Raw genomic sequence first — 23,075 nt, forward strand, 5'->3', positions numbered from 1 at the left:
GGCCCCACCCATGAGTCCGTCGCGTCCGTTCATCGAAAGACCCGTCGCCACTGCGCTGCTGATGGTGGCCATCGTGCTGGCCGGTCTGGTCGGCTTCAAGCTGCTGCCCCTGTCGGCGCTGCCGGAGGTGGACTACCCCACCATCCAGGTGCAGACCCTCTACCCCGGGGCCAGCCCCGAGGTCATGAGCCGCACCGTGAGTGCGCCGCTGGAGCGCCAGTTCGGGCAGATGCCGGGGCTGGCGCGCATGTCGTCCACCAGCGCCTCGGGCGTGTCCATCGTCACGCTGCAGTTCGGCCTGGGGCTGGCGCTCGACGTGGCCGAGCAGGAGGTGCAGGCCGCCATCAACGCCGGATCGTCGCTGCTGCCCACCGACCTGCCCGCGCCGCCGGTATACGCCAAGGTGAACCCGGCCGATGCGCCGGTGCTCACGCTGGCCGTCAGCTCCGACACGCTGCCGCTCACCGAGGTGCAGAACCTCGTGAACACGCGCCTGGCGCAGAAGATGAGCCAGGTGCCCGGCGTGGGCTTGGTCAGCCTGGCCGGCGGGCAGCGGCCGGCCGTGCGCATCCAGGCCGACACCAAGGCGCTGGCCTCGTACGGCATCGGGCTCGACACCTTGCGCACGGCCATCACCTCGGCCAACGCCAACAGTGCCAAGGGCAGCTTCGACGGGCCGCAGCGCTCCTACAGCATCAACGCCAACGACCAGCTGGTGACGGTGGCCGACTACAAGAACCTCATCGTCACCTGGAAGAACGGCGCGCCCGTGCGCATGACCGACGTGGCCCGCGTGGTGGACAGCGCCGAGAACAACCGCCTGGGCGCCTGGGCCAACGAGACCCCGGCCATCATCCTGAACGTGCAGCGCCAGCCGGGCGCCAACGTGATCGCCACGGTGGACAACATCAAGAAGCAGCTGCCCGAGCTGCAGGCCGGGCTGCCCGCCTCGCTGAAGGTGGAGGTGCTGTCGGACCGCACCACCGGCATCCGCGCATCGGTGCACCACGTGGAGATGGAACTGGTGCTGGCCGTGCTGATGGTGGTGCTGGTGATCTTCTTTTTCCTGCACAGCCTGCGCGCCACGGTGATCGCCAGCCTGGCGGTGCCGATCTCGCTCATCGGCACCTGCGGCGTGATGTACCTGCTGGGCTACAGCCTGAACAACCTGAGCCTGATGGCGCTCACCATCGCCACCGGGTTCGTGGTGGACGACGCCATCGTGATGATCGAGAACATCGCCCGCTACATCGAGGAGGGCGAGCCGCCGTTCCAGGCCGCGCTCAAGGGCGCCACGCAGATCGGCTTCACCATCATCTCGCTCACGGTGTCGCTGATCGCGGTGCTGATTCCGCTGCTGTTCATGAGCGACGTGGTGGGGCGGCTGTTCCGCGAGTTCGCGGTGACCCTGGCGCTCACCATCCTGATCTCGGCCGTGGTGTCGCTCACGCTCGTGCCCATGATGTCCGCGCGCTGGCTGAAGCCCGAGCCGCCGCACGGCGAGCGGCGCGGCTTTGGCGGCGCAGTGCAGCGCGGCTTCGACCGCGTGATCGCGCGCTATGACATCTGGCTGCAGTGGGTGCTGCGCCGCCAGGGCGCCACACTGGTGGTGGCGCTGCTCACCATGGCGCTCACGGCGCTGCTGTACGTGGTGATTCCCAAAGGGCTCTTTCCCACGCAGGACACGGGCCAGCTGCAGGCGCGCGTGGAGGCTTCGCAGGACGTGTCGTACGCCCGCATGAGCGAGTTGCAGCAGGCCGCGGCCCGCGCCATCCTGGCCGACCCGAACGTGCAGTCGCTCAGCTCTTTCATCGGGGTGGACGCGGCCAACAACACCATGCTGAACGCCGGGCGCATGCTCATCAACCTGAAGGCCGACCGCGACGGGCAGGAGGCCGTCATGCAGCGCCTGCGCGACCGGGTGCGCGCCGTGGCCGGCGTGACGCTGTACCTGCAGCCCACGCAGGACCTGACCATCGACGCCGAGACCGGGCCCACCGAGTACCGCCTGTCGATCGGCGGGGTGGATTCGGCGCAGGTCAACGAATGGACGAACAAGCTGGTGGATCGCCTGCGCACGGTGCCCCAGGTGCGCAACGCCACGTCGGATGCGGGCGCGCAGGGCCTGTCGGCCTACGTGGACATCGACCGCAACACGGCCTCACGCCTGTCGGTCACGGCCAGTTCGGTGGACGACACGCTCTACAGCGCGTTCGGCCAACGCATCGTCTCCACCATCTTCACCGAGACCAACCAGTACCGCGTGATCCTGGAGGCGCAGCAGGAGCATCTGGACAGCCCCGAGGCGCTGGGCACCCTGCAGCTGCGCACGGGCGGCGGCACGCCCACGCCGCTGTCCGCCGTGGCCACCATCCGCGAGCAGCTCGCGCCGCTGCAGGTCACCCGCGTGGCGCAGTACCCGGCCGCCACGCTGGGCTTCGACCGGGCCGAGGGCGTGTCGCTGGGCAACGCGGTCGATGCCATCCGCGCGGCGGCGCAGGAGATCGGCGTGCCGGCGGGGCTGTCGATGCAGTTCCTCGGGGCAGCGGGCGCCTACGAAAAGTCGCTGTCCAGCCAGCTGTGGCTCATCCTCGCGGCCATGGTGTGCGTGTACATCGTGCTGGGCGTGCTGTATGAGAGCTACATCCACCCGCTGACCATCCTGTCCACGCTGCCCTCGGCCGGCGTGGGGGCCTTGCTGATGCTCATGGTGACGGGCAACGACCTGGGGGTGATCGGCATCATCGGCATCATCCTGCTGATCGGCATCGTCAAGAAGAACGCGATCATGATGATCGACTTCGCCATCGACGCCGAGCGCCAGCAAGGCATGGCCCCGCAAGAGGCCATCCACCAGGCGGCGCTGCTGCGCTTTCGCCCGATCCTGATGACCACGCTGGCCGCGCTGTTCGCCGCGTTGCCGCTCATGCTGGGCTGGGGCGAGGGGGCCGAGCTGCGCCGGCCGCTGGGCCTGGCCATCTTCGGCGGCCTGGTGCTGAGCCAGATGCTCACGCTGTTCACCACGCCGGTGATCTACCTGGCCTTCGACCGGCTGGGCCGCCGCTGGACGGGCCGGGGCACGGCCGCCGCGCCCGCGCAGTCCGGCGCGGCGCCCTCCGGGCCCACGCCATGAACCTGTCGCGCCCCTTCGTCGAGCGCCCGGTCGCCACCGTGCTGCTGACCATCGGCATGGCGCTGGCGGGCATCGCCGCGTTCTTCGTGCTGCCGGTGGCCCCGCTGCCGCAGGTGGACTATCCGGCCATCTCGGTGTCGGCCAGCCTCGCGGGCGCCAGCCCCGAGACCATGGCCACCAGCGTGGCCACGCCGCTGGAGCGCCGGCTGGGCGTGATCGCGGGGGTGAACGAAATGACGTCCAGCAGCTCGACCGGCTCGGCCCGCGTGAGCCTGCAGTTCGACCTGAGCCGCAACATCGACAGCGCCGCGCGCGAGGTGCAGGCGGCCATCAACGCATCGCGCGTGGACCTGCCGGCCACGCTGCGCAGCAACCCGACCTACCGCAAGCGCAATCCGGCGGATGCGCCCGTCATCATCCTCACGCTGACCTCCAAGACGCGCACGCCGGGCGAGATTTACGACGCGGTTTCCAACGTGGTGAGCCAGCGCATCTCGCAGGTGGCGGGCGTGGGCGAGGTCGAGATCGGCGGAGGCTCGTTGCCCGCGGTGCGCGTGGAACTGCTGCCGTTCGCGCTCAACCGCTACGGCATCAGCACCGAAGACGTGCGCGCAGCCATCCAGGCCTCCAACGCCAACCGCCCCAAGGGCGCCATCGAAGGCGACGGCAAGCGCCTGCAGATCTACACGCCTTCGCCGTCGCGCAAGGCGTCCGACTACGCCTCGCTGGTGATCGCCTGGCGCAACAACGCCGCAGTGCGCCTGGGCGACGTGGCGCGCGTGGTCGATGGCGTGGAGAACACGCGCACGCTGGGCCTGTTCAACGGCGACCCGGCCATCATCGTGCTCATCACGCGCCAGCCGGGCGCCAACATCATCGACACGGTGGACGGCGTGCGTGCGCTGCTGCCCGACCTGCAGGCGCAGCTGCCGCAGGACATCCAGGTATCGGTGGCGTCGGACAGCACCAATTCCATCCGCTCGTCGCTGCGCGAGATCGAGTTCACGCTCATGGTCTCCATCGCGCTGGTGGTGCTGGTGGTGGGCCTGTTCCTGCGCAAGGCGCGCGCCACGGTCATTCCGGCGGTGGCCACGGTGGTGTCGCTGCTGGGCACTTTCGGCATCATGTATTTTCTGGGCTTCAGCCTGAACAACCTCAGCCTGATGGCCCTCACGGTGGCCACCGGCTTCGTGGTGGACGATGCCATCGTGGTGCTGGAGAACACCAGCCGCCACATCGAGGCCGGCATGGACCGCATGGCCGCGGCGCTGCTGGGCGCGCGCGAGGTGGGCTTCACGGTGCTGTCGATCAGCCTGTCGCTGGTGGCGGTGTTCATCCCGCTGCTGTTCATGGACGGGCAGGTGGGGCGCCTCTTTCGCGAATTCGCGGTCACGCTGTCGGTGGCGGTGGCGATCTCGCTGGTGATCTCGCTCACCACCACGCCGATGATGTGCGCGTGGCTGCTGCGCTCGGAAGACCCCGCCCAGGCCAAGCCCCCCGGCCGCTTCGCGCGCTGGGCCGAGCGGGGCTACGACGGCATGCTGCGCGGCTACGCCCACAGCCTGGACTGGGCGCTGGCGAGCAAGGCGCTGGTCATGCTGGTGCTGCTGGCGGTGATCGGGCTCAACGTGTACCTGTTCACCAAGATTCCCAAGGGCTACTTTCCGCAGCAGGACAACGGCCAGCTCAACGGCGGCTTGCGGGCCGACCAGAGCATCTCCTCCGACGCCCTGGCGCGCAAGCTGCGCCAGGCGGTGGGCATCATCCGCAACGATCCGGCGGTGGACACGGTGGTGGGCTTTTCCGGTGGCGGGCGGGCGGGCGGGGGCTTTCTGTTCGTGAACCTGAAGCCCGTGGGTGAACGCGCCGACAGCAGCAACGCCGTGATCGGCCGCCTGCGGCCGCAGCTGGCGCAGATCACCGGCCTGCAGGTGTTCCTGAGCCCGGTGCAGGACCTGCGCATGGGCGGGCGCTCCAGCAATTCGACCTACCAGTACACCCTCAAGAGCGACAACCTGGCCGACATGCGGCTGTGGGCCACGCGCCTGGCCGAGCGCCTGAAGCAGGAAGAACTGCTGACCGACGTGGACACCGACCAGGCCGACAACGGCGTGGAGACCTATGTGGAGGTGGACCGGGCCAGCGCCTCGCGCCTGGGCGTGAGCGCATCGGCCATCGACAGCGCGCTCTACAACGCCTTCGGCCAGCGCTCGGTGGCGACCATCTACGGCGAGCTGAACCAGTACTCGGTCATCATGGAGTGGGCGCCGGAATACACCAAGGGCCCGCCGGCGCTGGCCGACATCTTCGTGGTGTCCAACCCGACCGGGGCCACCGGCACGGCCGCCAATCCGGGCCAGCGCGGCGCCTCCACGGGGCAGGTGCTGAGCAACACGGCATCGACCATGGTTCCGTTGAGCGCCATCGCCAAGGTGGTGGAGCGGGCCTCGCCCACCTCCATCAACCACCAGGACGGCGAACTGGCCACGACGATCTCGTTCAACCTGGACGGGAACACCTCGCTGAGCCAGGCGCGGCAGGTCATCGAGCAGGCGGAGGCCGACATCGCCATGCCCACCAACGTGCGCGGCAGTTTCCAGGGCACGGCGCTCGGTTTCCAGCAATCGCAGTCGCAGCAGTTCTTCCTGATCCTGGCGGCCATCGTGGTGATCTACATTGTGCTGGGCGTGCTGTACGAAAGCCTGATCCACCCCATCACCGTGCTGACCACCTTGCCCTCGGCCGGCGTGGGGGCGGTGCTGGCGCTGCTGCTGTTCAACATGCAGTTCACCATCATCGCGCTCATCGGTGTTTTCTTGCTGATCGGCATCGTGAAGAAGAACGCCATCCTCATCATCGACTTCGCGCTGGAGGCCGAGCGCGCCCGGGGCCTGTCGGCGCTGGAGGCGGTGCGTGAGGCCTGCATGCTGCGCTTTCGTCCCATCCTAATGACCACGCTGGCGGCCGCGCTGGGCGCCTTGCCGCTGGCCATCGGCTTCGGGCAGGGCTCCGAGTTGCGCCAGCCGCTGGGAGTGGCCATCATCGGCGGCCTGATCGCCAGCCAACTGCTGACCTTGCTCACCACCCCGGTGGTCTACGTGCTGCTGGACAAGCTGCGCCGCCGCTCCGCCAACGAACACCAACTGAGCCGCGCGGCCCCGCCTGCAGGTGCCGCTGCGTCTCCACTGCAACAACCATGAAATCCGCTTTTCCTTCCCTTGCCTGGGCACCCCGCGCCGTGCGCGTGGCCTGCCTGGGCGCGCTGCTGCCCTTGGCCGCCTGCTCCGTGGCGCCCGTGTACCAGCGCCCCGAACTGCCCCTGCCCACCGCCTTCAAGGAAGCGGGGGCGGTTTGGCAGCCCGCCGCGCCCGCCGATGCGATCGACCGCGGCGACTGGTGGACGCTGTTCCAGGACGACGACCTGAACCGCCTCGCCTCGCAGGTGCAACTGTCCAACCAGAACATCGCTGCCGCCGTGGCGGCCTACGCCCAGGCGCAGGCGCTGGTGCGCGAGCAGCGCGCCGGCCTGTTGCCCTCGGTCAGCCTGTCGGGCAGCGGCTCGCGCGCGGGCGGCGAGGGCTCCACCCGCCGCGGTACCACCACCCAGGCGGCACTGGGTGCGGACTGGGCACCCGACCTGTGGGGGCGCCTGGGCGGTGCAGTGGACAACGCCAGCGCCAATGCCCAGGCCAGCGAAGCCGATCTGGCTTCTGCCCGGCTGTCTGCCGTGGGCTCGCTGGTGTCGGCCTATTTCCAGCTGCGCGAAGCCGATGCCGAAATCGACCTGCTGCAGGCCACCGTGCAGGGCTACGAGCGCAGTCTGCAGATCGCCCAGAACCGCTACGCCGCTGGCGTGGTGGCCAACTCCGACGTACTGCAGGCCCGCACCCAACTGGCCAACGCGCGCGCGGACCTCGCCACCATGCAGCAAAACCGCGCCCGCTACGAACACGCCATCGCCGTGTTGACGGGCGTGGCACCGGCCTCGTTCACGCTGCCACCCGCGCCCTGGAACATGCGGGCCCCCGAGGTGCCCGCAGGCATTCCGTCGACCCTGCTGCAGCGCCGCCCCGACATCGCCGCGGCCGAGCGCGCAGTGGCCGCGGCCAATGCGCAGATCGGCGTGCAGCGCTCGGCCTATTACCCCAGCCTGAGCCTCACGGCCTCGCTGGGCCGCAGCGGCACCAGCGTGGGCGATCTGTTCAGCGCCTCCGGCGCGCTGTGGTCGCTGGGGCTGTCGGTGGCGCAGACGGTGTTCGACGGCGGCGCCATCGCCGCCCGGGTGGACGGGGCCGAGGCCGCCCGAGACGCCCGCGCCGCCACCTATCGCCAGACGGTGCTGACCGCCTTCCAGGCCGTGGAGGACCAGTTGACCGTGCTGCGCACGCTGCAGGCGCAGGAGCCCCTGCGCCAGGAGGCCGTGTCGGCCGCCAACCTCACCGAGCAGCAACTGCTGAACCGCTACCGCGAGGGCCAGGTGAGCTACACCGAGGTGGTGACGGCGCAGGTCACCGCGCTGTCGGCACGGCGCGCGCTGCTGCAGCTGCAGGTGAACCGCCAACTGGCGGCCGCCACGCTGGTGCAGGCGCTGGGTGGCGGATGGCAGGCCCCCTGGGAGGGTGGGGCAGAGGCGCAGTGAGCGCGCTGTGAGCGCACGGCGAAGCGGTGGGAAACCGGCGGTGGTCAGGAAGGTACGGCCCTCTCCCCGGCACACCCCTGGTCCTGGCTCAGGCAATGGCGCGGTACCCGGATCGGTGTATTCAGTCGGCGTAATGAAATCGGCGTAATACTTGCTTCATGGATTGGTGTTAAACCGTGCCACCCCGTCGCCGTTCCTTTTTCGCCCCAGACAATGACGCTCACCGAACTCAAGTACATCGTCGCCCTTGCGCAGGAAAAGCGTTTCAGCCGCGCAGCCCACCTTTGCAATGTCTCCCAGCCCTCGCTGTCGATGGCCATCAAGAAGCTGGAAGAGGAACTGGAACTCAAGCTGTTCGAGCGCACGGCGGGACAGGTGTCGGTCACGCCGGTGGGCGAGGAGATCGTCTACGAAGCCCGGCGGATCCTCGAGCATGCGGCCGCCATTCAGAAAATCGCCCAGCGCGGCAAGGACCCGCTGGCCGGCACGATCAAGATCGGCGTGTCCTATACCGTCGGTCCGTATCTGCTGCCCGAGCTGGTGCACCACTCCAAGGCCCGCACGCCGCAGATGGAGCTCATTCTCAAGGGCAGCTTCACGGAGCGGCTGATCGAAATGCTGGGCACGGGGGAGATCGATTGCGCCATCATGGCCGAGCCCTTTCGCTCCACCGGCCTGGCCAAGGCGGCCCTGTACGACGAACCCCTGATCGCCGCGGTGCCTGCCTCGCACATCCTGGCCGGGCGTGAAAGCGTCTCCACGACCGAGCTGCAGGGCGAGACCCTGCTGCTGCTGGAGGCCGACGAGAGTTTGCGGGAACATCTGGAGGCTTTGAGCCCCGAGGCCGCGCCAGCGCTGGGCGACGCAGAAGGGGTGAGCCACACCTTCGAAGGCTACTCGCTGGAGACCATCAAGCACATGGTCTCGCGCGGCATGGGCATCACCCTCGTGCCGCGGCTGTCGGTGCCGCAGGACCAGATGCATTCGGGCTACAAACGGCGCAAGGATGACGAGCATCCTGCCGAAAAACGCCGCCGCAACGACGACAGCCAGATCCGCTACCTGCCCATCCAGCAGGAGACCGGCCAGCCGCCACCCGTGCGCCGGATCGTGCTGGCCTGGCGCAGGAGCTTTCCACGCTATGAGGTCATCGCCGCCCTGCGCAATGCGATCTACGCCTGCGAGTTGCCCGGCGTCACGCCCATCCTGAGGTAAGCCGCTGCAGGCCTGGGATCAAGGGGCTCGTTCGCCGGCCACCAGCGGCGGGTAGGTGCCAGTCCCGTCGGGCCAGGCGGTGAGCACCTCGTACCCCTCGGGCGTGACCGCCACCATGTGCTCCCACTGGGCGGACAGGGATCGGTCCTTCGTCACCACGGTCCACCCGTCGGACAGTTGCCGGGTCTCCCGCTGGCCGGCGTTGAGCATCGGCTCGATGGTGAACACCATGCCCGGCTCGAGCCGCAGCCCCTCTCCGCGCCGGCCGTAGTGCAGCACTTGCAGGTCTTCGTGATAGACCTGACCGATTCCGTGTCCGCAGTATTCGCGCACCACGCTGAAATGCTCCCGGTGGGCGACTGACTGGATGGCATGGCCGATATCGCCCAGCGTCGCTCCGGGCCGGACTTGCTGGATGCCTGCCCGCAGGGCTTCGTAGGTCGTGTCCACCAGGCGCCGCGCCAAGGTGCTGGGGGCACCGACGAAGTACATGCGGCTGGTGTCGCCGAACCAGCCATCCTTGATGACGGCGACATCGATGTTGATGATGTCGCCCCGCTTCAGGATCTTGTCGGCCGAGGGAATGCCATGGCAAACCACCTGGTTGACGGAGGTCAGGATGGTCTTGGGGTACCCCTGGTAGCCCACATTGGCTGGAATGGCGCCCTGGACATTCACGATGTGGTCATGGCAGATGCGGTCAAGCGCTTCGGTGCTCACGCCGGGCACGACGTGGGGTGCCACCATGCTGAGCACCTCCGCGGCCAGTTGCCCGGCCTGCCGGGCCATCGCGATCTGCTCGGCCGACTTGATGCGAATGTCGCGGGCCATCAGTGTTGCCCGGGCGAGGAGGGGGCGGGCTTGCCCGAGGAGGCCGTGGCAGCCACCGAGATGTCCAGTCCCCCGGCGAGCTCGGCGCGGATCAGCAGCTGGCAGATTTCCCGGTGGTTCAACTCCGGATACAGCTCGGTGAGCATGCCGACGCGCATCCAATGCTCGGCCTGCGCATTGATCGATCGGCTGAGTGCGTTGCCTGCGACGCGCAGGTTTTCATGCATCAGATCCGAAATTTTGACGATTCCCATCGGTCACCTCTATACGAAACGTATGTGAAGTATATATTTTTCATATGGTTTTTGACCGCTTCTCACCGGTTGGAACCGCTGACGGGGGAAACCAAGCAACCTCCTTTGGCCTTTAAGCTGCCGTTCTTTCCAAGCGCCAACGGGTGTTTACCGCGCAATTCGGTTCGCATTCGCTGAAATGAGAACGCGCGACCCGGTTAGGCTCGGAGCCCGCGCCGGGGGCGCGTTGCCGTGCGACGGGCTGCTGTCTTACTGCCTTATTGGGTAAAGGCTTGTATGCAAGGTCCGTTTTAAACCGCCCACACTCTCGATTTCCTGAATGGGACATCAAGAAAGCCTATCTATTGCGCTTCGACTATTGTCCTGAATGAACCAATATGTAATATTGGCAATGAAATTTTGCTTATCACTGGTCAAGGCGCGAGCATCGGTTCGATCGTAAGGAAACACTTCCATGGGTTTTAGGGATTTATGGGACACGTTACGTGCCCGCCGGCGCATGCGCTTTGAAAATACGGATGCGTTTCCAATGAGCGAAGAGTTGCACGAGCTCGAGCCCTCCACGCATTCACCCCAATCGGAGCTGGGGGTTGCCTTGATGCTGCGGCGGCGCATGGACCGCCCCCGCACGCGGATGGTGCCGGTCCTGCTGTGCTTGCTGTATCTGGCTTGCGTGCTGGTTTACTTTGCCTTGGGCGTGGTGGGTTTTTCCACGGTGCTGATGGTCGCGGCCCTCATCGCATTGCTGGTGGTCGCTTTCATGGGCCTTTTCTATTTGGGTGTCCACGAGCATTTCGCCGACCGCCAAATGCGGTTGCCCATCGTGATCGGCTCGGCGGGCGCATTGCTTCTGGTTTTTTATCTGGAGCCCGTCACGCAGATCGCCCTGGCGCCGTTTTTGTTCGTGGTCATGGCCTATGGCCTGTTCACCCTGTCGCGCAACATGGCACTGGCGGTGTGCGTCGGTATCCTCGCGGTCTACGGCGCGATCAGCGGTCTGCACTATGCCCAGAACGAAAATACCGCCTTGCTGCGCCTGGAAGTGCTGCATATCGTGTCGCTGGCACTGGCATTACCCGCCTATGTGCTGTTGATGGGGCGTGTGCGCATGTTGCACCGGTTGCTGCAAAAGAAAAGCAGCGAAGTGCGCTCCATTACCGAAAGCGCGCGCCGCGACGCTCTGGCGGGATGCCTGAACCGGCGGTCCGTCCTGGCCGCCCTCGAAGAGCAAAAGCAGTTGGCGGACGAAAGCGGCATTCCGCTTTGCATGGCCGTGGTGGATCTGGATCACTTCAAGCGGATCAACGACGAAATGGGCCACCTGGAAGGGGATGAAGTGCTTCGCACCTTTGCCAAGCTGGGGCAGGGCGCCGTGCGGGCCGACGATTACTTCGGCCGGTACGGCGGCGAAGAATTCCTGGTGATCTTTCCCGCGACGCCCTTGCTGCCCGCGCTGAACACCTGCGAGCGCATCCGCGTGCAGGTGGAGTCGCACGCTTGGGAAAACCCCCGTCTGCGGGGCCGGGTGACGGTGTCGATCGGTGTCACCCAGTACGTGCTGGGCGAAACCGCCCTCGAGTTCTTCGCCCGCGCCGATGCCGCGATGTACATGGCCAAGCAAGGCGGGCGAAACCAGGTGGTGGTGCAGGAGCCCGTGGGGGCCGGCAGTGCGGCGAACGACGAAGAGGTGCAGGTGCCATCGCACGGCTACTTTTAGGAGAGCCTTGCCGCGGCCTTCTATCTGAGCCACAAAAAAATCATCGAATTCTTTGGATTTCCATCGATTTCTGGGATGCTTCGTCGATGATCCCTGAACTCAAGACCCTCATCGCGGTCTGCAAGTACGGAACCTTCGCTTCAGCGGGGGAGCAGATCGGACTGACCCAGTCGGCCGTCAGCAGCCAGATCAAGCGGCTCGAAGACGCGTTGGGATTTCCCCTGTTCGACAGGACCGGCCGCTCTGCAACGCTGAATGCGGCCGGACAAACGACTGTCGAGCGTGCGGAGGTCATCTGCGCGCTCTTTTCAAAGCTCGGCGATCCCTCCGATGAAAGCGTCACGCAAGGGGTTCTGCGCATCGGCTCCATTGCCTCGGCGCAGCCGACGCTCGTGGCACGTGCGCTGGAGGGCCTGAGGCGTCTGTTTCCTCTGGTCCGCGTGCACGTCTCGCCCGGTGTTTCCATGCGGTTGATGGACGATCTCGATGCGGGAAAAATCGATGCGGCGGTGATGATCCGCCCTCCCTTCGGCATGCCCTCCGACATGGCGTGGCAAGCGCTGGTCCACGAGCCCTTCGTGCTGGTCGGTCCGAAGGAGGGGACGGCCCGCAAGGATTGGCGCACCCTGATCCAGGAGCGGCCATTTCTTCGCTACGACCGGGCCTCGTTCGGTGGCCGCATGGTCGAAGGTTTCCTGCGGCGCCAGGGCTTGGCGGTCAATGAGGCCATCGAACTGGATGAGATTCCCGGACTCATTCATCTCGCATCGAAAGGGGTGGGCGTTGCGGTGGTTCCGCTGGTGGAAGCCCATCTGCCGTTGCCCGATGGCGTGCGTGTGATCTCGCTGCAGGAACACACCTTCTATCGGGAGATCGGGTTGCTCCAGCGTCGGGCCCAGACCGGTTCGCCGGTCGTGGCCCACTTCTCGCGGAGCCTGGCAGAGGCTTCGCAGATCGGCCGCGTGAAGGCGCCGGCCGGGACCAAGGCACACATCCAGGCCTCCCGTCGCCCTAAAACGCCATAGCGTGAATGCCGCGGTGGCGCGGCATCCGTTGAGTCTCAGCCGAACTGGTGGTAAACCTTTGCGATGACTTTCCAATCGCCCCCGATCTTGATGAGCGTGAGATAGTCGTTGTAGTCGGCACCGATGGCATCCTTTTCCATGTCGACCCGGATCACGGCCGTGGTGGGCGTGATGGCCAGAACGTCCAGTCGGGCCGCGATCTCCGGGGCCTTTCCATTCTTCTGCACGAAGTCGAACAGGTTGGCCACCGGGCCTCCGAGCAGTTCACCATGGGTGAAGCCGTACATCACCGCGTCCTGGTGGAAGGCCTGGGCAATCGCCTCGATGCTGCCGATCCGCAGGCCATCAACGTATTTCTGTGCGACCGCCACCACGGCGTGATAGTCGCGGGTCGGAACCGATTTGCTGTTTTGTGTCATAGGGTGCTCACGCATTCAGCGTGCCTCGTACTCTTCCATGGGTTTGTCGTTGGGGTCGGCCCAGGCGGCTCGGGTCATTTCGGTCGCTGGCAGCCCGACAGTGGCGTTCTGCGGCGGGATCGGTTTCATGAACCATTTGTCAAAGAGGCGCGCCACTTCCCCGCTCCTGGCGAGTGACACGATGCTCTGATCGACCACCTTCTTGAATGCCGGATCCCCCTTGGGCAACATGATGGCGATGGGTTCGGTGCTCAGAACCTGGTCCAGCAGCTTGTATTGCCCGGGGGTTTTGCTCTTGGAGATCAGCGTTGCAAGAATCTGCCCGTCCGCCGCGAAACCGTCGGCGCGGCCAGTCTCCAGCAGCAGGAATCCTTCGCTGTTGTCCTTGGCCAGGAGTTCCGAGGCGTCGCTCTTGAGCTTTCGCAGCACCTGAACCGAGGTGCTGCCCGAGGTGGCCGCGATCGTCTTGCCCGCCAACTGGGCCGTCGACTGGATGGTGGAGCCCGACCTGACCGCGATGCGAACCCCCTCGACATAGAGCGTTGGGGCGAATGCCACGTCTTTTTGGCGTGCGAGGTTGTTGGTCGTGGTGCCGCATTCAAGGTCCACCGTGCCGTTTTGAACGAGCGCAATGCGGTTCTGTGGTGTCACCAGCTGGTACTTCACCTCCAGCCGGTCGAGTTGCACGGCCTTCTTGAGGTCGGCAATGACGCGTTCGCAGATCTCCACATGGAAGCCGGTGTATTTGCCCGGCCCCGTCGTGAACGACATGGCGCCGGATGCATCGCGAACGCCCATCGTGACCGTCGCCGACTCCCTGATCTTTTTCAAGGTATCGGTTTGCGCAGAGGCCGAAGCTGCAAGCGCCATGAGCACCGCAGCCACGCCGGCGCGGGTGGTGAGGAAAGGGTTCATCGCGTTCTCACTTGGCGAAGAGCGAACCCAGGTCTGCGAAGGCCTTCATCTCGATGGCATTGCCCGAGGGGTCCAGGAAGAACATGGTTGCCTGCTCGCCAGGTTCGCCTTTGAAGCGGATGTACGGCTCGATGACGAATTTTGTTTGCACTGCAGCCAGCTTGTCTGCCAGGGCCTGCCATGTGTCCATGGGCAAGATGGCGCCGAAATGCCGAACGGGTACGTCATGCCCGTCCACGGCGCTGCTCGCCCTGTGGCCGCATTCTTCGGGGGCCAGGTGGGCGACGATCTGATGGCCGTAGAAGTCGAAATCGACCCACTCCGGAGCGCTTCGGCCTTCAGGACAGCCCAGAAGCTGCCCGTAGAAAGCGCGGGCTTGCGCGATGTCGCGGACGGGAAAAGCAAGATGGAAAGGAATGCGTGCAGGGGTGTTTGTCATGGCGTCGTCGTGGTGTGGAAGTTCGACATGACCCAGACTTTAGAAAACAACACGCATAACCGAAAACGATATATCTTCTTGCTGACCACCAATTGAATTGATGCTCGCGCCGAGGTGAAACGGCCTTCGTGCGATCGGCCCCCGGAACCGGCCGCCGCTGTTGCGGCGCGCCGATAATCCCGGCTGTCATTTCAAGGAGCGCCAGTGGACGTTGTATTGTTGGTCAAGGCCGCCATCATGGGGGTGGTCGAGGGCCTGACCGAGTTTCTTCCCATCTCTTCCACCGGGCATCTGATCCTGGCGGGTTCATTGCTCGGGTTCGACGATGCCAAGGCCAAGGTCTTCGACATCGCCATCCAGACCGGGGCGATCTTCGCGGTGATCCTGGTCTATTGGCAGAAGATCCGGGCCACCGTGGTGGCGCTGCCCACGCAGCGGCAGGCGCGGCGCTTCGCACTCAACGTGATCATCGGATTCCTGCCCGCCGTGGTGCTGGCGCTGATCTTCGGCAAGCTCATCAAGGAGCACCTGTTCACGCCCGTGGTGGTGGCCAGCACGTTCATCCTGGGCGGCTTCGTCATCCTGTGGGCCGAGCGCCGTTCGCCCCGCGCGGTGCGCGTTCACGAGGTGGACGACATGACGCCGCTCGATGCCCTCAAGGTGGGGCTGGCGCAGTGTCTGGCGATGGTGCCGGGCACGAGCCGCAGCGGCGCCACCATCATCGGCGGCATGCTGCTGGGGCTGTCTCGCAAGGCCGCCACCGACTTCTCGTTTTTCCTGGCCATCCCGACGCTGATCGGTGCGGGGGTCTACAGCCTGTACAAGGAGCGGCACCTGCTGACGGTGGGCGACGTGCCCCTGTTCTCGGTCGGGCTGGTGTTCTCGTTCATCAGCGCGTGGCTCTGCGTGCGCTGGCTGCTGCGCTACATCAGCACGCACAGCTTCGTGCCGTTCGCGTACTACCGCATCGGCTTCGGCATCGTGGTGCTGGTGACTGCCTGGACCGGGTGGGTGACCTGGGCGGATTGACGCGGCGCCGGCCACTCGCGCCAGTGGCGGCTTGCCAGCCCATCCGCTGAGGCATTGGTAACAGAAAGTGATAAGCTGCCCCGCGCAAGCCGGAATGCCGGGGGATGGCGGCGGCAGGCTGCCGCAGCGCCCCTTTTAGCCCCGGTTGCCCACGCCGCCAACGACAACAGTCAAAGGTTCCCGCCGTATGACGCCAAACGAGCTGCCGGGATTTCGCACGCTGCCCGCGTCGAGGGCGGCCGCCGAGTTTTCAGCCGAAGAGATGCTGGGGTTGCTCACACGCAGCGTGGGCGCCACCGTGGCGGCGGTGAACCGGCAGCAGCGCGTCGTGTACGTGAACGACGAATACGCCCGCTGGTTCGGCGCGCCCGCCTCGGAGCTCGTCGGCAAGACGCTGCTGGAACTGTACGGCGACTACAACCATTCGCGCTTCATGCCGTTCGTGGAGCGGGTGTTGCGCGGCGAGCGGCTGAACTACCAGCGCCTGGTGCACAACCCCGAAGGCTTCGAGGAATGGCGCACCATCTGCCTTGCGCCCTGGCGCAACGCGCAGGGCGAGATCGACGGATTCGTCACCACGGCCCTGGATGTGCATGAACTGCAGGTGACCATGAACGCCTTGCGCGCGGCCAACCAGCGGTTGTCTTCGCACATGGACAACAGCCCCCTGGCCGTGCTGGAGATGGACCACGAATTGCGGCTGCTGCACTGCTCGCGCCGCGCCATCCAGCTGATGGGCTGGGAAGATGTGGTGCAGGTCGAGGCGCGGTCGCTGCTGGCGCTGCCGGGCACGGCGGCCATGGACGAGAACCTCACCCAGGCCCTGGCCAGCCTGCAATCGGGCCGCGAATCGCAGAACCGCGTGGAAACCTGCTTCCTGCGCGGCGACGGCACCGAGATGCACTGCGAGTGGTTCAACTCCGCGCTCACCGACGCGGAAGGCCGGGTGACCTCGATCATGTCGCTGGTGCAGGACGTTTCTTCCAAGATCGAGATCTCGCGCCAGCAGCAGTACCTGGCCAATCACGACTCGCTCACCGGCCTGTACAACCGCTCGGCCTTCCACCGCCGCTGCGAACGGTCGCTGGAGGCCGCGCGCCACCAGGCCGGCACGGTGGCGCTGCTGTTCATCGACTTGGACGGCTTCAAGAAGATCAACGACGAGCAGGGCCACAAGGTGGGCGACGAGGTGCTGCGGCTCGTGGCCAAGCGCCTGGGCAACGTGGTGCGGGCGCAGGACACCGTGGCCCGGCTGGGAGGCGACGAGTTCCTGGTGATGCTGGACACCGACGTGGACCATGGCGCCCCCAACAGCCTGGGCCACCGCATCATCGATGCGCTGGGCCAGCCGATGCGGGTGGAGGGGCGCGACGTGCGCGTGGGCGCCAGCATCGGCGTGGCGACGTATCCGCCCATCGAGGGCGATATCGAGGTGCTCATGGGCCGGGCGGACCAGGCCATGTATGCCGCCAAGCGCGCGGGCTCGGGCTGCGTGCGCTACGCTGAGCCGCCTGCCGACCGGACTTGACCGGGCCGGCGGCCTGGCCGGCATGCCGCCCGCCCTTGCGTGCGAGTGGCATGCGCGGCTTCATGCGCCGGATCAGTCTTTCGGAGGCGGCGGCAACGCGATGCTCTGCGCGTAGTGGAAGAAGTTCGTCGGGTCGTACTGCAGCTTGACCTGCTGCAGCTTGGCGTACGTGGGGGCATCCCAGTAGGCGTCGGCGAAGTTCTCCAGCGTGGCATCGGGGTAGTTCTGGTACACGGCACCGCACAGCCACGGCTTGACCAGTTCCATCAGGCCCGCCAGCCACAGCTCCATGTGGGCGCGCTCTTCTTCGTCGCGCCAGAACACGTCCACCACCAGGTCGCAGTCCATGTGGCGGTGGATGAAGGCGCTGTCGGCCGCGGGGTAGCGGTTGATGGCGCCGCCATAGGGCTCCAGGTACGCGAGCGACCAGGTGTTGGGCGAGGTGCTGAAATAGTCCACCAGCTGCTGCCACTGCGCCTGGGTGACCGGCTGCGCGATGTACGCGCTGGCCTTGGATTCGCAGATGTGGGGGGGCAGGTTGTCGGGCAACGTGTAGGGCTCGTCCTCCAGGTAGCTGTTCATGTCCGGGTAGGTGCCCGTCTTGTCCACCAGCAGCTTCGCGCTCGGCACGGCCAACAGGGAGGCGATGGCGTGCATGCCGTCCTCGCGCGAACCGCAGAACATGCCCTGCACCATGTACACGGGCTTGCCGTTCAGGTAGCCCAGATTCATCATGTAGCCGAGCGTGTCGGGCGCGCCCACCTTCATGTAGCTGGTCTGGAACAGCTCCAGCACCTGCGCGGCGTGCGCCGCATCCCAGCTGATGGACCAGGCCCACACCTGGTCGAGCGGCACCATGCGGTAGGTCACCTGCAGCACCACGCCGAAGTTGCCCCCCGTGCCGCCGCGCAGCGCCCAAAAGAGGTCCGGGTTCTCCGTTTTGCTGGCCGTCACGGTGGTGCCGTCGGCCAGCATCACGCGCATCGAATCCACCAGGTCGCTCTGGATGCCGAAGGCGCGCGAGGTGTAGCCGTAGCCGCCCCCCTGCACGAAGCCCCCCACGCACACGTTGCCGCAGGCGCCGGTGGGAACGTGCCAGCCGGTGTTGTTCATCGCGGCATTGAACTGTTCGAATTGGGTGCCGGGCAGCACATGCACGAGCGCCTGGGCGCGATCCAGCACCACGCCGCTCATCAGGCTGAGGTCGATCACCATGCCGCTGTTGACCGAGTAGCCAGCGGTGCTGTGGCCGCCCGAGCGCACGGCCACCCAGGCGTTGAAGGTGCGGGCGTAGGCCAGGCACAGCGCCACGTCGGTCTCGCAAGCGCAGTACACGATGACCCACGGATAGGACTGGAAGGCCGGGTTGGACTCCTGGCGGTCGTTTTCGTATCTCGGATCGCCGGGCACGATGATGCGCCCGAGCAGGCCGTCTTCCAGCGCGGCCAGCGCCTGCCATGGCGTGGGATCGTCTGCGGGCTGGTTGGCGGCCAGTGCGTTCAGGTGGGCGACGCGGGCGTCCTTGGCAATGCGGGCGGGACTCTTGCGGTGGGCCATGGGGTGAAGCTCCTTGGGTGGTTGGACGATGGAAGGAAAAAAAAGGGGTTTGGGGCGGATGGGCTGTGGGGACCGGGTGGCGAGGCATCAGGAGGACAACAGCGCCAGGTCCCCGGTGTTGCGCCGCACGCAGAACTTGCCGCTCTGCTTGCCGGTGTACATGGCGGCATCGGCCAGCTTGATCAACAGGGCCGGCTCGGTGGAGTCCAGCGGCGCCAGGGCGTAGCCGATGGTCAGGCCCACGTGCAGTTCGAGATCGCCCAGCACGATGGGGGTGCGAAACGCATCGAGCAACTGGTTGCCGAGCGCATGCGCCTGCTCGGGACTGGCCAGGTCGTTGGCCATCACCACGAACTCGTCGCCGCCGATGCGGGCGACCGTGTCGGTGTGGCGCAGGTGTTCGTGCAGGCGCGCCGTCACCGCCACCAGCAGCTGGTCGCCCACGTCGTGCCCGTGGCTGTCGTTCACCGGCTTGAAGCCGTCCAGGTCGAGCATGTACACGGCCGCCAGATGCTCCGGCGTGCACCGGGCCATCGCGGCCGCCAGCGCCAGGTCGAGCCCGCGCCGGTTCGCCAGGCCGGTGAGCGGGTCGGTGTGCGCGAGCGAGCGCATGGCGTCGCGCTCGCGGCGGGCATCGCGCGCGGCCCGGCCCAGCGCCGCCGTGCGCAGCCCCAGCACGCGCATGAACAGCAGCATGTCCACCACCGTGCCGATCTGCAGGGCATGCAGTGTCCAGCCGTTGGCCGGCAGCAGGCCTTGCGACAGGCCGGCCATGGTGGCCGCCGCGATGAAGAACGCGGCGGCGGCCAGCAGCAGCGTGGCACCCAGCGGATCGCGGCGCCGCGCGCGGGCCCAGGCCACCGGCACGCTCATCAGCCAGGGCAGGGGACCCAGGGCGGTGAGCAGCACCATGGCCGTGCGCGTGTCGATCCCGTCCACCAGAAAGGCGGCGCCCAGCACCGCGCTGACCGCGGCGCCGCCCTGCATGGCACGAAAGAAACCGCCACGCGCCTTGCCCTCCAGCAGGGCTTGCCCGAGGAACAGGAAGGTGGTCGCCAGTGCCGCGAAGCCGCACAGGGTGGCGATGTGCAGTTCGATCCAGAGCTGGTCGCGCCAGAGGTATTGCGCCCCGATCCCGAAGAGTTGCAGGCAAAAGCCCGTGCTGGCAGCGACCAGCAGCGCGTAGTGCAGAAAGAGCCGCTCGCTCCCCCCGATCCATTGGCCCAGGCTGTAGATCAGCAGGCAAAGGGCCAGTCCCGCGAACAGGCCCTGCAGCATCTGCTCGGCGAGTGCGCCCGAGAGAAATTGCGGCGCCTGCGCCACGGTGGCGGGCAGGACCATGCTGCCGCCCGTGCGCACGCGCACCAGCAGTTCGTAGGGCACTCCGGCGGCCATCTCCAGGCCCATTGCCGGGGTGCGTGATTGCCAGGGGCGCTGGCTGAAGGGACGCATGTTGCCCATGGCGGCCTGCTGCACGATGCGGCCGCCCTGCGCCAGGTAGAGGTCCACCTGGTGCAGGACGGGGTAGTCGATGTTCACGACCCACTCCGTGTTCGCCCCCGCCTGGTTGACCAGCGTGGCGCGCAGCCACAGGGCGCCCGTGTGCACTCCGAGCGATCCGCCCGTGTGGGCCGGCGCGGCGAATGCGCCAGGGCTTGCCAGGGCTTCTTCGGCGGTCAGTGCGGCGGTGCGGTCGGCCAGCACCGTGAAGGCTTGCCACAGGTTCGCGGGCGGCATGCCATCGTGCAGCACCAGCGGTGGTGCCGCCTGGGCCGCAGGGGCGAGCAATGCGGCCACCATCACCACCCAGCCACGCAGAAGGCGGCGCGACCAGCACCGCAGGAAGGCTGGGGACCACGGATGCAGGCGGGAGAACAGGCGCATGGCAGCAGTGGCAATGGGGGCGACGCGGCGGCTTGTGCGTTAGCGCACCGTGCGCGAATGGCGGGCGCACCGCCCGCCGGGAGGTGCCGGGCGACGTGTCATGTGCGCAGGCCGCCGCAGGGCGGGCAGGGGGCCTGGCTGGACTCGAGAGCAACGCAGCGGGGGCGGATTGTGTCGGGATAAGGCATGCTGTATCACGTTGTAACGCTGCCGCAGTGTATGAGAACTTTCTCCGCAGATTCCATTTTTTTGATGAATGCGGTGCGTTGGCCACACGAAAGGCGGTTGCCATGCTGCAGCGGGTGGCCGTGCTGCGGCAAGTGCCCATGGCGCTCCCTTCGGGCGCGGGATGCGCGTTGCAGCCTTTAACGTGCTTCTCGGCGCTCGCTCAGCGGCACTTTGGCTCTGCGCGGAATGGAAGCCGTGCGGGCGCAGCGCGACCAGGGGGTAAGAGGCTCAGGCGGTCCGGACCGCCATGAGATTCAGCAGCGCGGCCTCGATGGCGGCGGCCGTGGTCTTGGGCTGTTCCATCGGGAAGAGGTGGCTTCCGTCGAGCACCGTCACCCGCCCCTGGGTGATGCTCAGCGTCATCGCCATGCCCACCTGTCGAACCTCGGCCGATGAGCGCCCGCCGATGAACGCCGCAGGACAGCGCAGCGGGTGCGCTCGCAGCAGCTGCGACAGGTTGTGCGGCAGGGTGTTGTAGATGGCGGTCTCCACGGCCCGGTCGAAATGCAGCATGTGCCGGCCCTCCTGCTCGCGCAGGCCGTGCTGGATGTAGTCGCGCAGTACCTCGCCGTCCCACTGCGCGAAGGCCTTCTTCTTGCGGAAATGCTCCAGCGCCTCGTCGGGGCTGGCCCACGCGTTGCGCCGGGCCCGGCTGACCTTGCCGGGCGACACGGCACCCACCAGCTGCGTCTGCTTGGCCATGCCCAGCGCACTGGCGCGCCAGCCGCTGATGAGGGGCGAGTCGATCATCAGCACACCGCGCGCCAGTTCGGGGTGGCGTGCGGCGGCCATCACGCTCAGGAAGCCGCCCAGCGAATGGCCCACGAAGAACACCGGCCCGCCCACGCGCTGCACCTGCTCCTGCGCGAAGTCGGCCAGCTGCTGCACCAGGTGTGGCCAGTTGTTGGTGACCGGGTACTCCGGCGCATGCCCGTAGCGGTCCAGGGCGCTGACATCGAAACCCCGGTCCTTCAGGTGGCGAAACAGCACCGAGTAGGTGCCCGCCGGAAAGCTGTTGGCGTGCGAGAAGACGATGGGGAGCATGGGGCTTCAGTGGCTGCTGCCGTGGTGGCGTGCCGCCAGGGACGTCAGACGAGCTTGTCGCGTGGGTTGGTGATCTTCTTGATCGGGCGGCTGCGCGACGGTTCGACCTTGATCGGCACCTCGGTCAGGCCGCCGTGCCATGCGGGGTCTTCGATGCTGTCGAACACCTCGCGCAGCTTCTCGCCCCAGCTGTTGTGCAGCATGCGGAAGTAGGGGTTGTGCTCGTCGATGCAGACGATCTTGTCGGTGGCGAACTGGCCCACCTCATACACCACCAGGTCCAGCGGCAGGCCCACCGACAGGTTGGACTTGAGCGTGCTGTCCATGGACACCAGCGCGCACTTGGCGGCCTCGTCGAGCGGCGTGTCGGGCGTCAGCACGCGGTCGAGCACGGGCTTGCCGTATTTGGATTCGCCCACCTGGAAGTACGGCGTCTCGGACGTGGCCTCGATGAAGTTGCCCGCCGAGTACACCTGAAAGAGCCGCATGCCCTCGCCCTGGATCTGCCCGCCGAACACCAGCGAGACATTGAAGTCCACACCCGAGCGCTTGAGCGCAGCGCCGTCGCGTTCATGCACGTGGCGCACGGCGGCGCCCAGCACGCGGGCGGCGTCGAACATGCTCTTGGCGTTCCAGATCGTCATCGGCTCGCCGCCCTCGCGGTCGGTGAGCTGCTCGGACTGCAGGATCTCGCGCACCGACTGGGAGATGCTCAGGTTGCCGGCGGACAGCAGCACCATGAATCGGTCGCCCGCCTTCTCGTAGATCATCATCTTGCGAAAGGAGCTGATCTGGTCCAGGCCCGCGTTGGTGCGGGAATCGGACAGGAAAACCAGTCCGGCGTTGAGCTTGATGGCGACGCAATACGTCATGGGGGTGACTTCGGAGGCAAAGGGTCGAGTGTAGGCGTTGTCGTCGTTGCGCTGCGGGCTTGCCCCAAGGCGGTGCGGCAGAAACAGGGGACAAACGGTGCGGCGTGTCGCCAATGTTTCAGATGATTTCGCAATATGAAAAGACATTCGCATGCCTGGGGCTCGGCTTCGCATGGGTAGTGGGATTCCGCCTTGTGGTTCGAAAAATGGCGGGTGGGTGTGACCCGTCCTGGAATAGGTTGACACCTATGCGGGACTGAACCCTAGCCGTAATTGGCTTGCAAGAGACGCCCGGTGCACCGCATCGGGCGTTTTGTATTCTAGGGACAGGTGGGGCCGCTGCTCG

General features: G+C 66.6%; 17 protein-coding genes. 8 read left to right on the top strand and 9 right to left on the bottom strand.

Going from position 1 to position 23,075, the window contains the following annotated elements; translation table 11 throughout:
- Nucleotides 1–10: 10 nt before the first annotated feature.
- From AVKW3434_RS11460 to AVKW3434_RS11475, 4 genes are all read left to right on the top strand, one after another.
- Entirely contained in the window at nt 11–3,133 is a 3,123-nt protein-coding gene (locus AVKW3434_RS11460) for an efflux RND transporter permease subunit (RefSeq protein ID WP_284405941.1), read from the top strand.
- Nucleotides 3,130–6,333: an efflux RND transporter permease subunit gene (locus tag AVKW3434_RS11465; RefSeq protein WP_284405942.1), complete on the top strand. Its 3,204-nt coding sequence runs from the start codon at nt 3,130–3,132 to the stop codon at nt 6,331–6,333. Before AVKW3434_RS11460 ends, AVKW3434_RS11465 begins: the two co-directional genes overlap by 4 nt.
- A complete protein-coding gene (locus AVKW3434_RS11470; RefSeq protein ID WP_284405943.1) occupies nt 6,330–7,772 on the top strand; it encodes an efflux transporter outer membrane subunit in 1,443 nt (480 codons plus the stop codon). The genes AVKW3434_RS11465 and AVKW3434_RS11470 overlap by 4 nt, the downstream gene beginning before the upstream one ends.
- Nucleotides 7,773–7,985: 213 nt before the next feature.
- Nucleotides 7,986–8,987 (top strand): hydrogen peroxide-inducible genes activator, encoded by a 1,002-nt coding sequence (locus AVKW3434_RS11475; protein WP_284405944.1) that lies wholly within the window; start codon nt 7,986–7,988, stop codon nt 8,985–8,987.
- Between the two features lie 18 nt (nt 8,988–9,005).
- Here the strand turns inward: AVKW3434_RS11475 and map are convergent, their stop codons facing one another.
- Nucleotides 9,006–9,818 carry a type I methionyl aminopeptidase gene (map, locus tag AVKW3434_RS11480; RefSeq protein WP_284405945.1) on the bottom strand — a complete coding sequence of 271 codons (813 nt, stop codon included), beginning with the start codon at nt 9,816–9,818 and terminating at the stop codon, nt 9,006–9,008.
- Nucleotides 9,818–10,072, bottom strand: coding sequence for a ParD-like family protein (locus tag AVKW3434_RS11485; protein WP_272564350.1), 255 nt, complete (start codon nt 10,070–10,072; stop codon nt 9,818–9,820). The genes map and AVKW3434_RS11485 overlap by 1 nt, the downstream gene beginning before the upstream one ends.
- Before the next feature lie 529 nt (nt 10,073–10,601).
- On the opposite strand from AVKW3434_RS11485, the gene AVKW3434_RS11490 reads away from it, so the two are divergent.
- Both AVKW3434_RS11490 and AVKW3434_RS11495 read left to right on the top strand, forming a co-directional pair.
- Nucleotides 10,602–11,789 (top strand): GGDEF domain-containing protein, encoded by a 1,188-nt coding sequence (locus AVKW3434_RS11490; RefSeq protein ID WP_272564349.1) that lies wholly within the window; start codon nt 10,602–10,604, stop codon nt 11,787–11,789.
- 86 nt (nt 11,790–11,875) lie between these two features.
- Nucleotides 11,876–12,814, top strand: coding sequence for a LysR family transcriptional regulator (locus AVKW3434_RS11495; RefSeq protein WP_284405946.1), 939 nt, complete (start codon nt 11,876–11,878; stop codon nt 12,812–12,814).
- Nucleotides 12,815–12,849: 35 nt separating this feature from the next.
- On the opposite strand, the gene AVKW3434_RS11500 is transcribed toward AVKW3434_RS11495, so the two are convergent.
- From AVKW3434_RS11500 to AVKW3434_RS11510, 3 genes are read right to left on the bottom strand one after another with little or no spacing between them, the layout of a single operon-like run.
- Nucleotides 12,850–13,248, bottom strand: a complete 399-nt coding sequence (locus tag AVKW3434_RS11500) for a nuclear transport factor 2 family protein (protein ID WP_284405947.1) — start codon at nt 13,246–13,248, stop codon at nt 12,850–12,852.
- Entirely contained in the window at nt 13,249–14,148 is a 900-nt protein-coding gene (locus AVKW3434_RS11505) for an amino acid ABC transporter substrate-binding protein (RefSeq protein WP_284405948.1), read from the bottom strand.
- 7 nt (nt 14,149–14,155) lie between these two features.
- The gene (locus tag AVKW3434_RS11510) at nt 14,156–14,587 is read right to left on the bottom strand and encodes a VOC family protein (RefSeq protein WP_284405949.1); all 432 of its coding nucleotides are present in this window, start codon (nt 14,585–14,587) and stop codon (nt 14,156–14,158) included.
- 204 nt (nt 14,588–14,791) lie between these two features.
- Between AVKW3434_RS11510 and AVKW3434_RS11515 the strand changes: the two genes are divergently transcribed.
- Nucleotides 14,792–15,616 carry an undecaprenyl-diphosphate phosphatase gene (locus AVKW3434_RS11515; protein ID WP_284394799.1) on the top strand — a complete coding sequence of 275 codons (825 nt, stop codon included), beginning with the start codon at nt 14,792–14,794 and terminating at the stop codon, nt 15,614–15,616.
- Between the two features lie 187 nt (nt 15,617–15,803).
- Nucleotides 15,804–17,144: a diguanylate cyclase domain-containing protein gene (locus tag AVKW3434_RS11520; protein WP_284405950.1), complete on the top strand. Its 1,341-nt coding sequence runs from the start codon at nt 15,804–15,806 to the stop codon at nt 17,142–17,144.
- 72 nt (nt 17,145–17,216) lie between these two features.
- Here the strand turns inward: AVKW3434_RS11520 and AVKW3434_RS11525 are convergent, their stop codons facing one another.
- The 4 genes from AVKW3434_RS11525 to AVKW3434_RS11540 all read right to left on the bottom strand — a co-directional run bounded on the left by AVKW3434_RS11525 (nt 17,217) and on the right by AVKW3434_RS11540 (nt 22,729).
- Nucleotides 17,217–18,701 (bottom strand): FAD-binding oxidoreductase, encoded by a 1,485-nt coding sequence (locus AVKW3434_RS11525; protein WP_272564340.1) that lies wholly within the window; start codon nt 18,699–18,701, stop codon nt 17,217–17,219.
- An 87-nt stretch (nt 18,702–18,788) separates the two neighbouring features.
- The gene (locus tag AVKW3434_RS11530) at nt 18,789–20,585 is read right to left on the bottom strand and encodes a diguanylate cyclase (protein WP_284405951.1); all 1,797 of its coding nucleotides are present in this window, start codon (nt 20,583–20,585) and stop codon (nt 18,789–18,791) included.
- 456 nt (nt 20,586–21,041) lie between these two features.
- Nucleotides 21,042–21,857 carry an alpha/beta fold hydrolase gene (locus AVKW3434_RS11535; RefSeq protein ID WP_284405952.1) on the bottom strand — a complete coding sequence of 272 codons (816 nt, stop codon included), beginning with the start codon at nt 21,855–21,857 and terminating at the stop codon, nt 21,042–21,044.
- A gap of 44 nt (nt 21,858–21,901) precedes the next feature.
- Entirely contained in the window at nt 21,902–22,729 is an 828-nt protein-coding gene (locus AVKW3434_RS11540) for a proteasome-type protease (protein WP_284394794.1), read from the bottom strand.
- Nucleotides 22,730–23,075 lie beyond the last annotated feature (346 nt).

It is taken from the genome of Acidovorax sp. SUPP3434 (genome assembly GCF_030159015.1).
Lineage (GTDB): Bacteria > Pseudomonadota > Gammaproteobacteria > Burkholderiales > Burkholderiaceae_C > Paracidovorax.

Bases quoted from the DNA above. Each gene is read 5' to 3' on its own strand.
- AVKW3434_RS11500 (WP_284405947.1), bottom strand. From the start codon at position 13,248: ATGCGTGAGCACCCTATGACACAAAACAGCAAATCGGTTCCGACCCGC.
- map (WP_284405945.1), bottom strand. From the start codon at position 9,818: ATGGCCCGCGACATTCGCATCAAGTCGGCCGAGCAGATCGCGATGGCC.
- AVKW3434_RS11535 (WP_284405952.1), bottom strand. From the start codon at position 21,857: ATGCTCCCCATCGTCTTCTCGCACGCCAACAGCTTTCCGGCGGGCACC.
- AVKW3434_RS11520 (WP_284405950.1), top strand. From the start codon at position 15,804: ATGACGCCAAACGAGCTGCCGGGATTTCGCACGCTGCCCGCGTCGAGG.
- AVKW3434_RS11470 (WP_284405943.1), top strand. From the start codon at position 6,330: ATGAAATCCGCTTTTCCTTCCCTTGCCTGGGCACCCCGCGCCGTGCGC.
- AVKW3434_RS11505 (WP_284405948.1), bottom strand. From the start codon at position 14,148: ATGAACCCTTTCCTCACCACCCGCGCCGGCGTGGCTGCGGTGCTCATG.
- AVKW3434_RS11490 (WP_272564349.1), top strand. From the start codon at position 10,602: ATGAGCGAAGAGTTGCACGAGCTCGAGCCCTCCACGCATTCACCCCAA.
- AVKW3434_RS11540 (WP_284394794.1), bottom strand. From the start codon at position 22,729: ATGACGTATTGCGTCGCCATCAAGCTCAACGCCGGACTGGTTTTCCTG.
- AVKW3434_RS11460 (WP_284405941.1), top strand. From the start codon at position 11: ATGAGTCCGTCGCGTCCGTTCATCGAAAGACCCGTCGCCACTGCGCTG.
- AVKW3434_RS11525 (WP_272564340.1), bottom strand. From the start codon at position 18,701: ATGGCCCACCGCAAGAGTCCCGCCCGCATTGCCAAGGACGCCCGCGTC.
- AVKW3434_RS11485 (WP_272564350.1), bottom strand. From the start codon at position 10,072: ATGGGAATCGTCAAAATTTCGGATCTGATGCATGAAAACCTGCGCGTC.
- AVKW3434_RS11465 (WP_284405942.1), top strand. From the start codon at position 3,130: ATGAACCTGTCGCGCCCCTTCGTCGAGCGCCCGGTCGCCACCGTGCTG.
- AVKW3434_RS11475 (WP_284405944.1), top strand. From the start codon at position 7,986: ATGACGCTCACCGAACTCAAGTACATCGTCGCCCTTGCGCAGGAAAAG.
- AVKW3434_RS11530 (WP_284405951.1), bottom strand. From the start codon at position 20,585: ATGCGCCTGTTCTCCCGCCTGCATCCGTGGTCCCCAGCCTTCCTGCGG.
- AVKW3434_RS11495 (WP_284405946.1), top strand. From the start codon at position 11,876: ATGATCCCTGAACTCAAGACCCTCATCGCGGTCTGCAAGTACGGAACC.
- AVKW3434_RS11510 (WP_284405949.1), bottom strand. From the start codon at position 14,587: ATGACAAACACCCCTGCACGCATTCCTTTCCATCTTGCTTTTCCCGTC.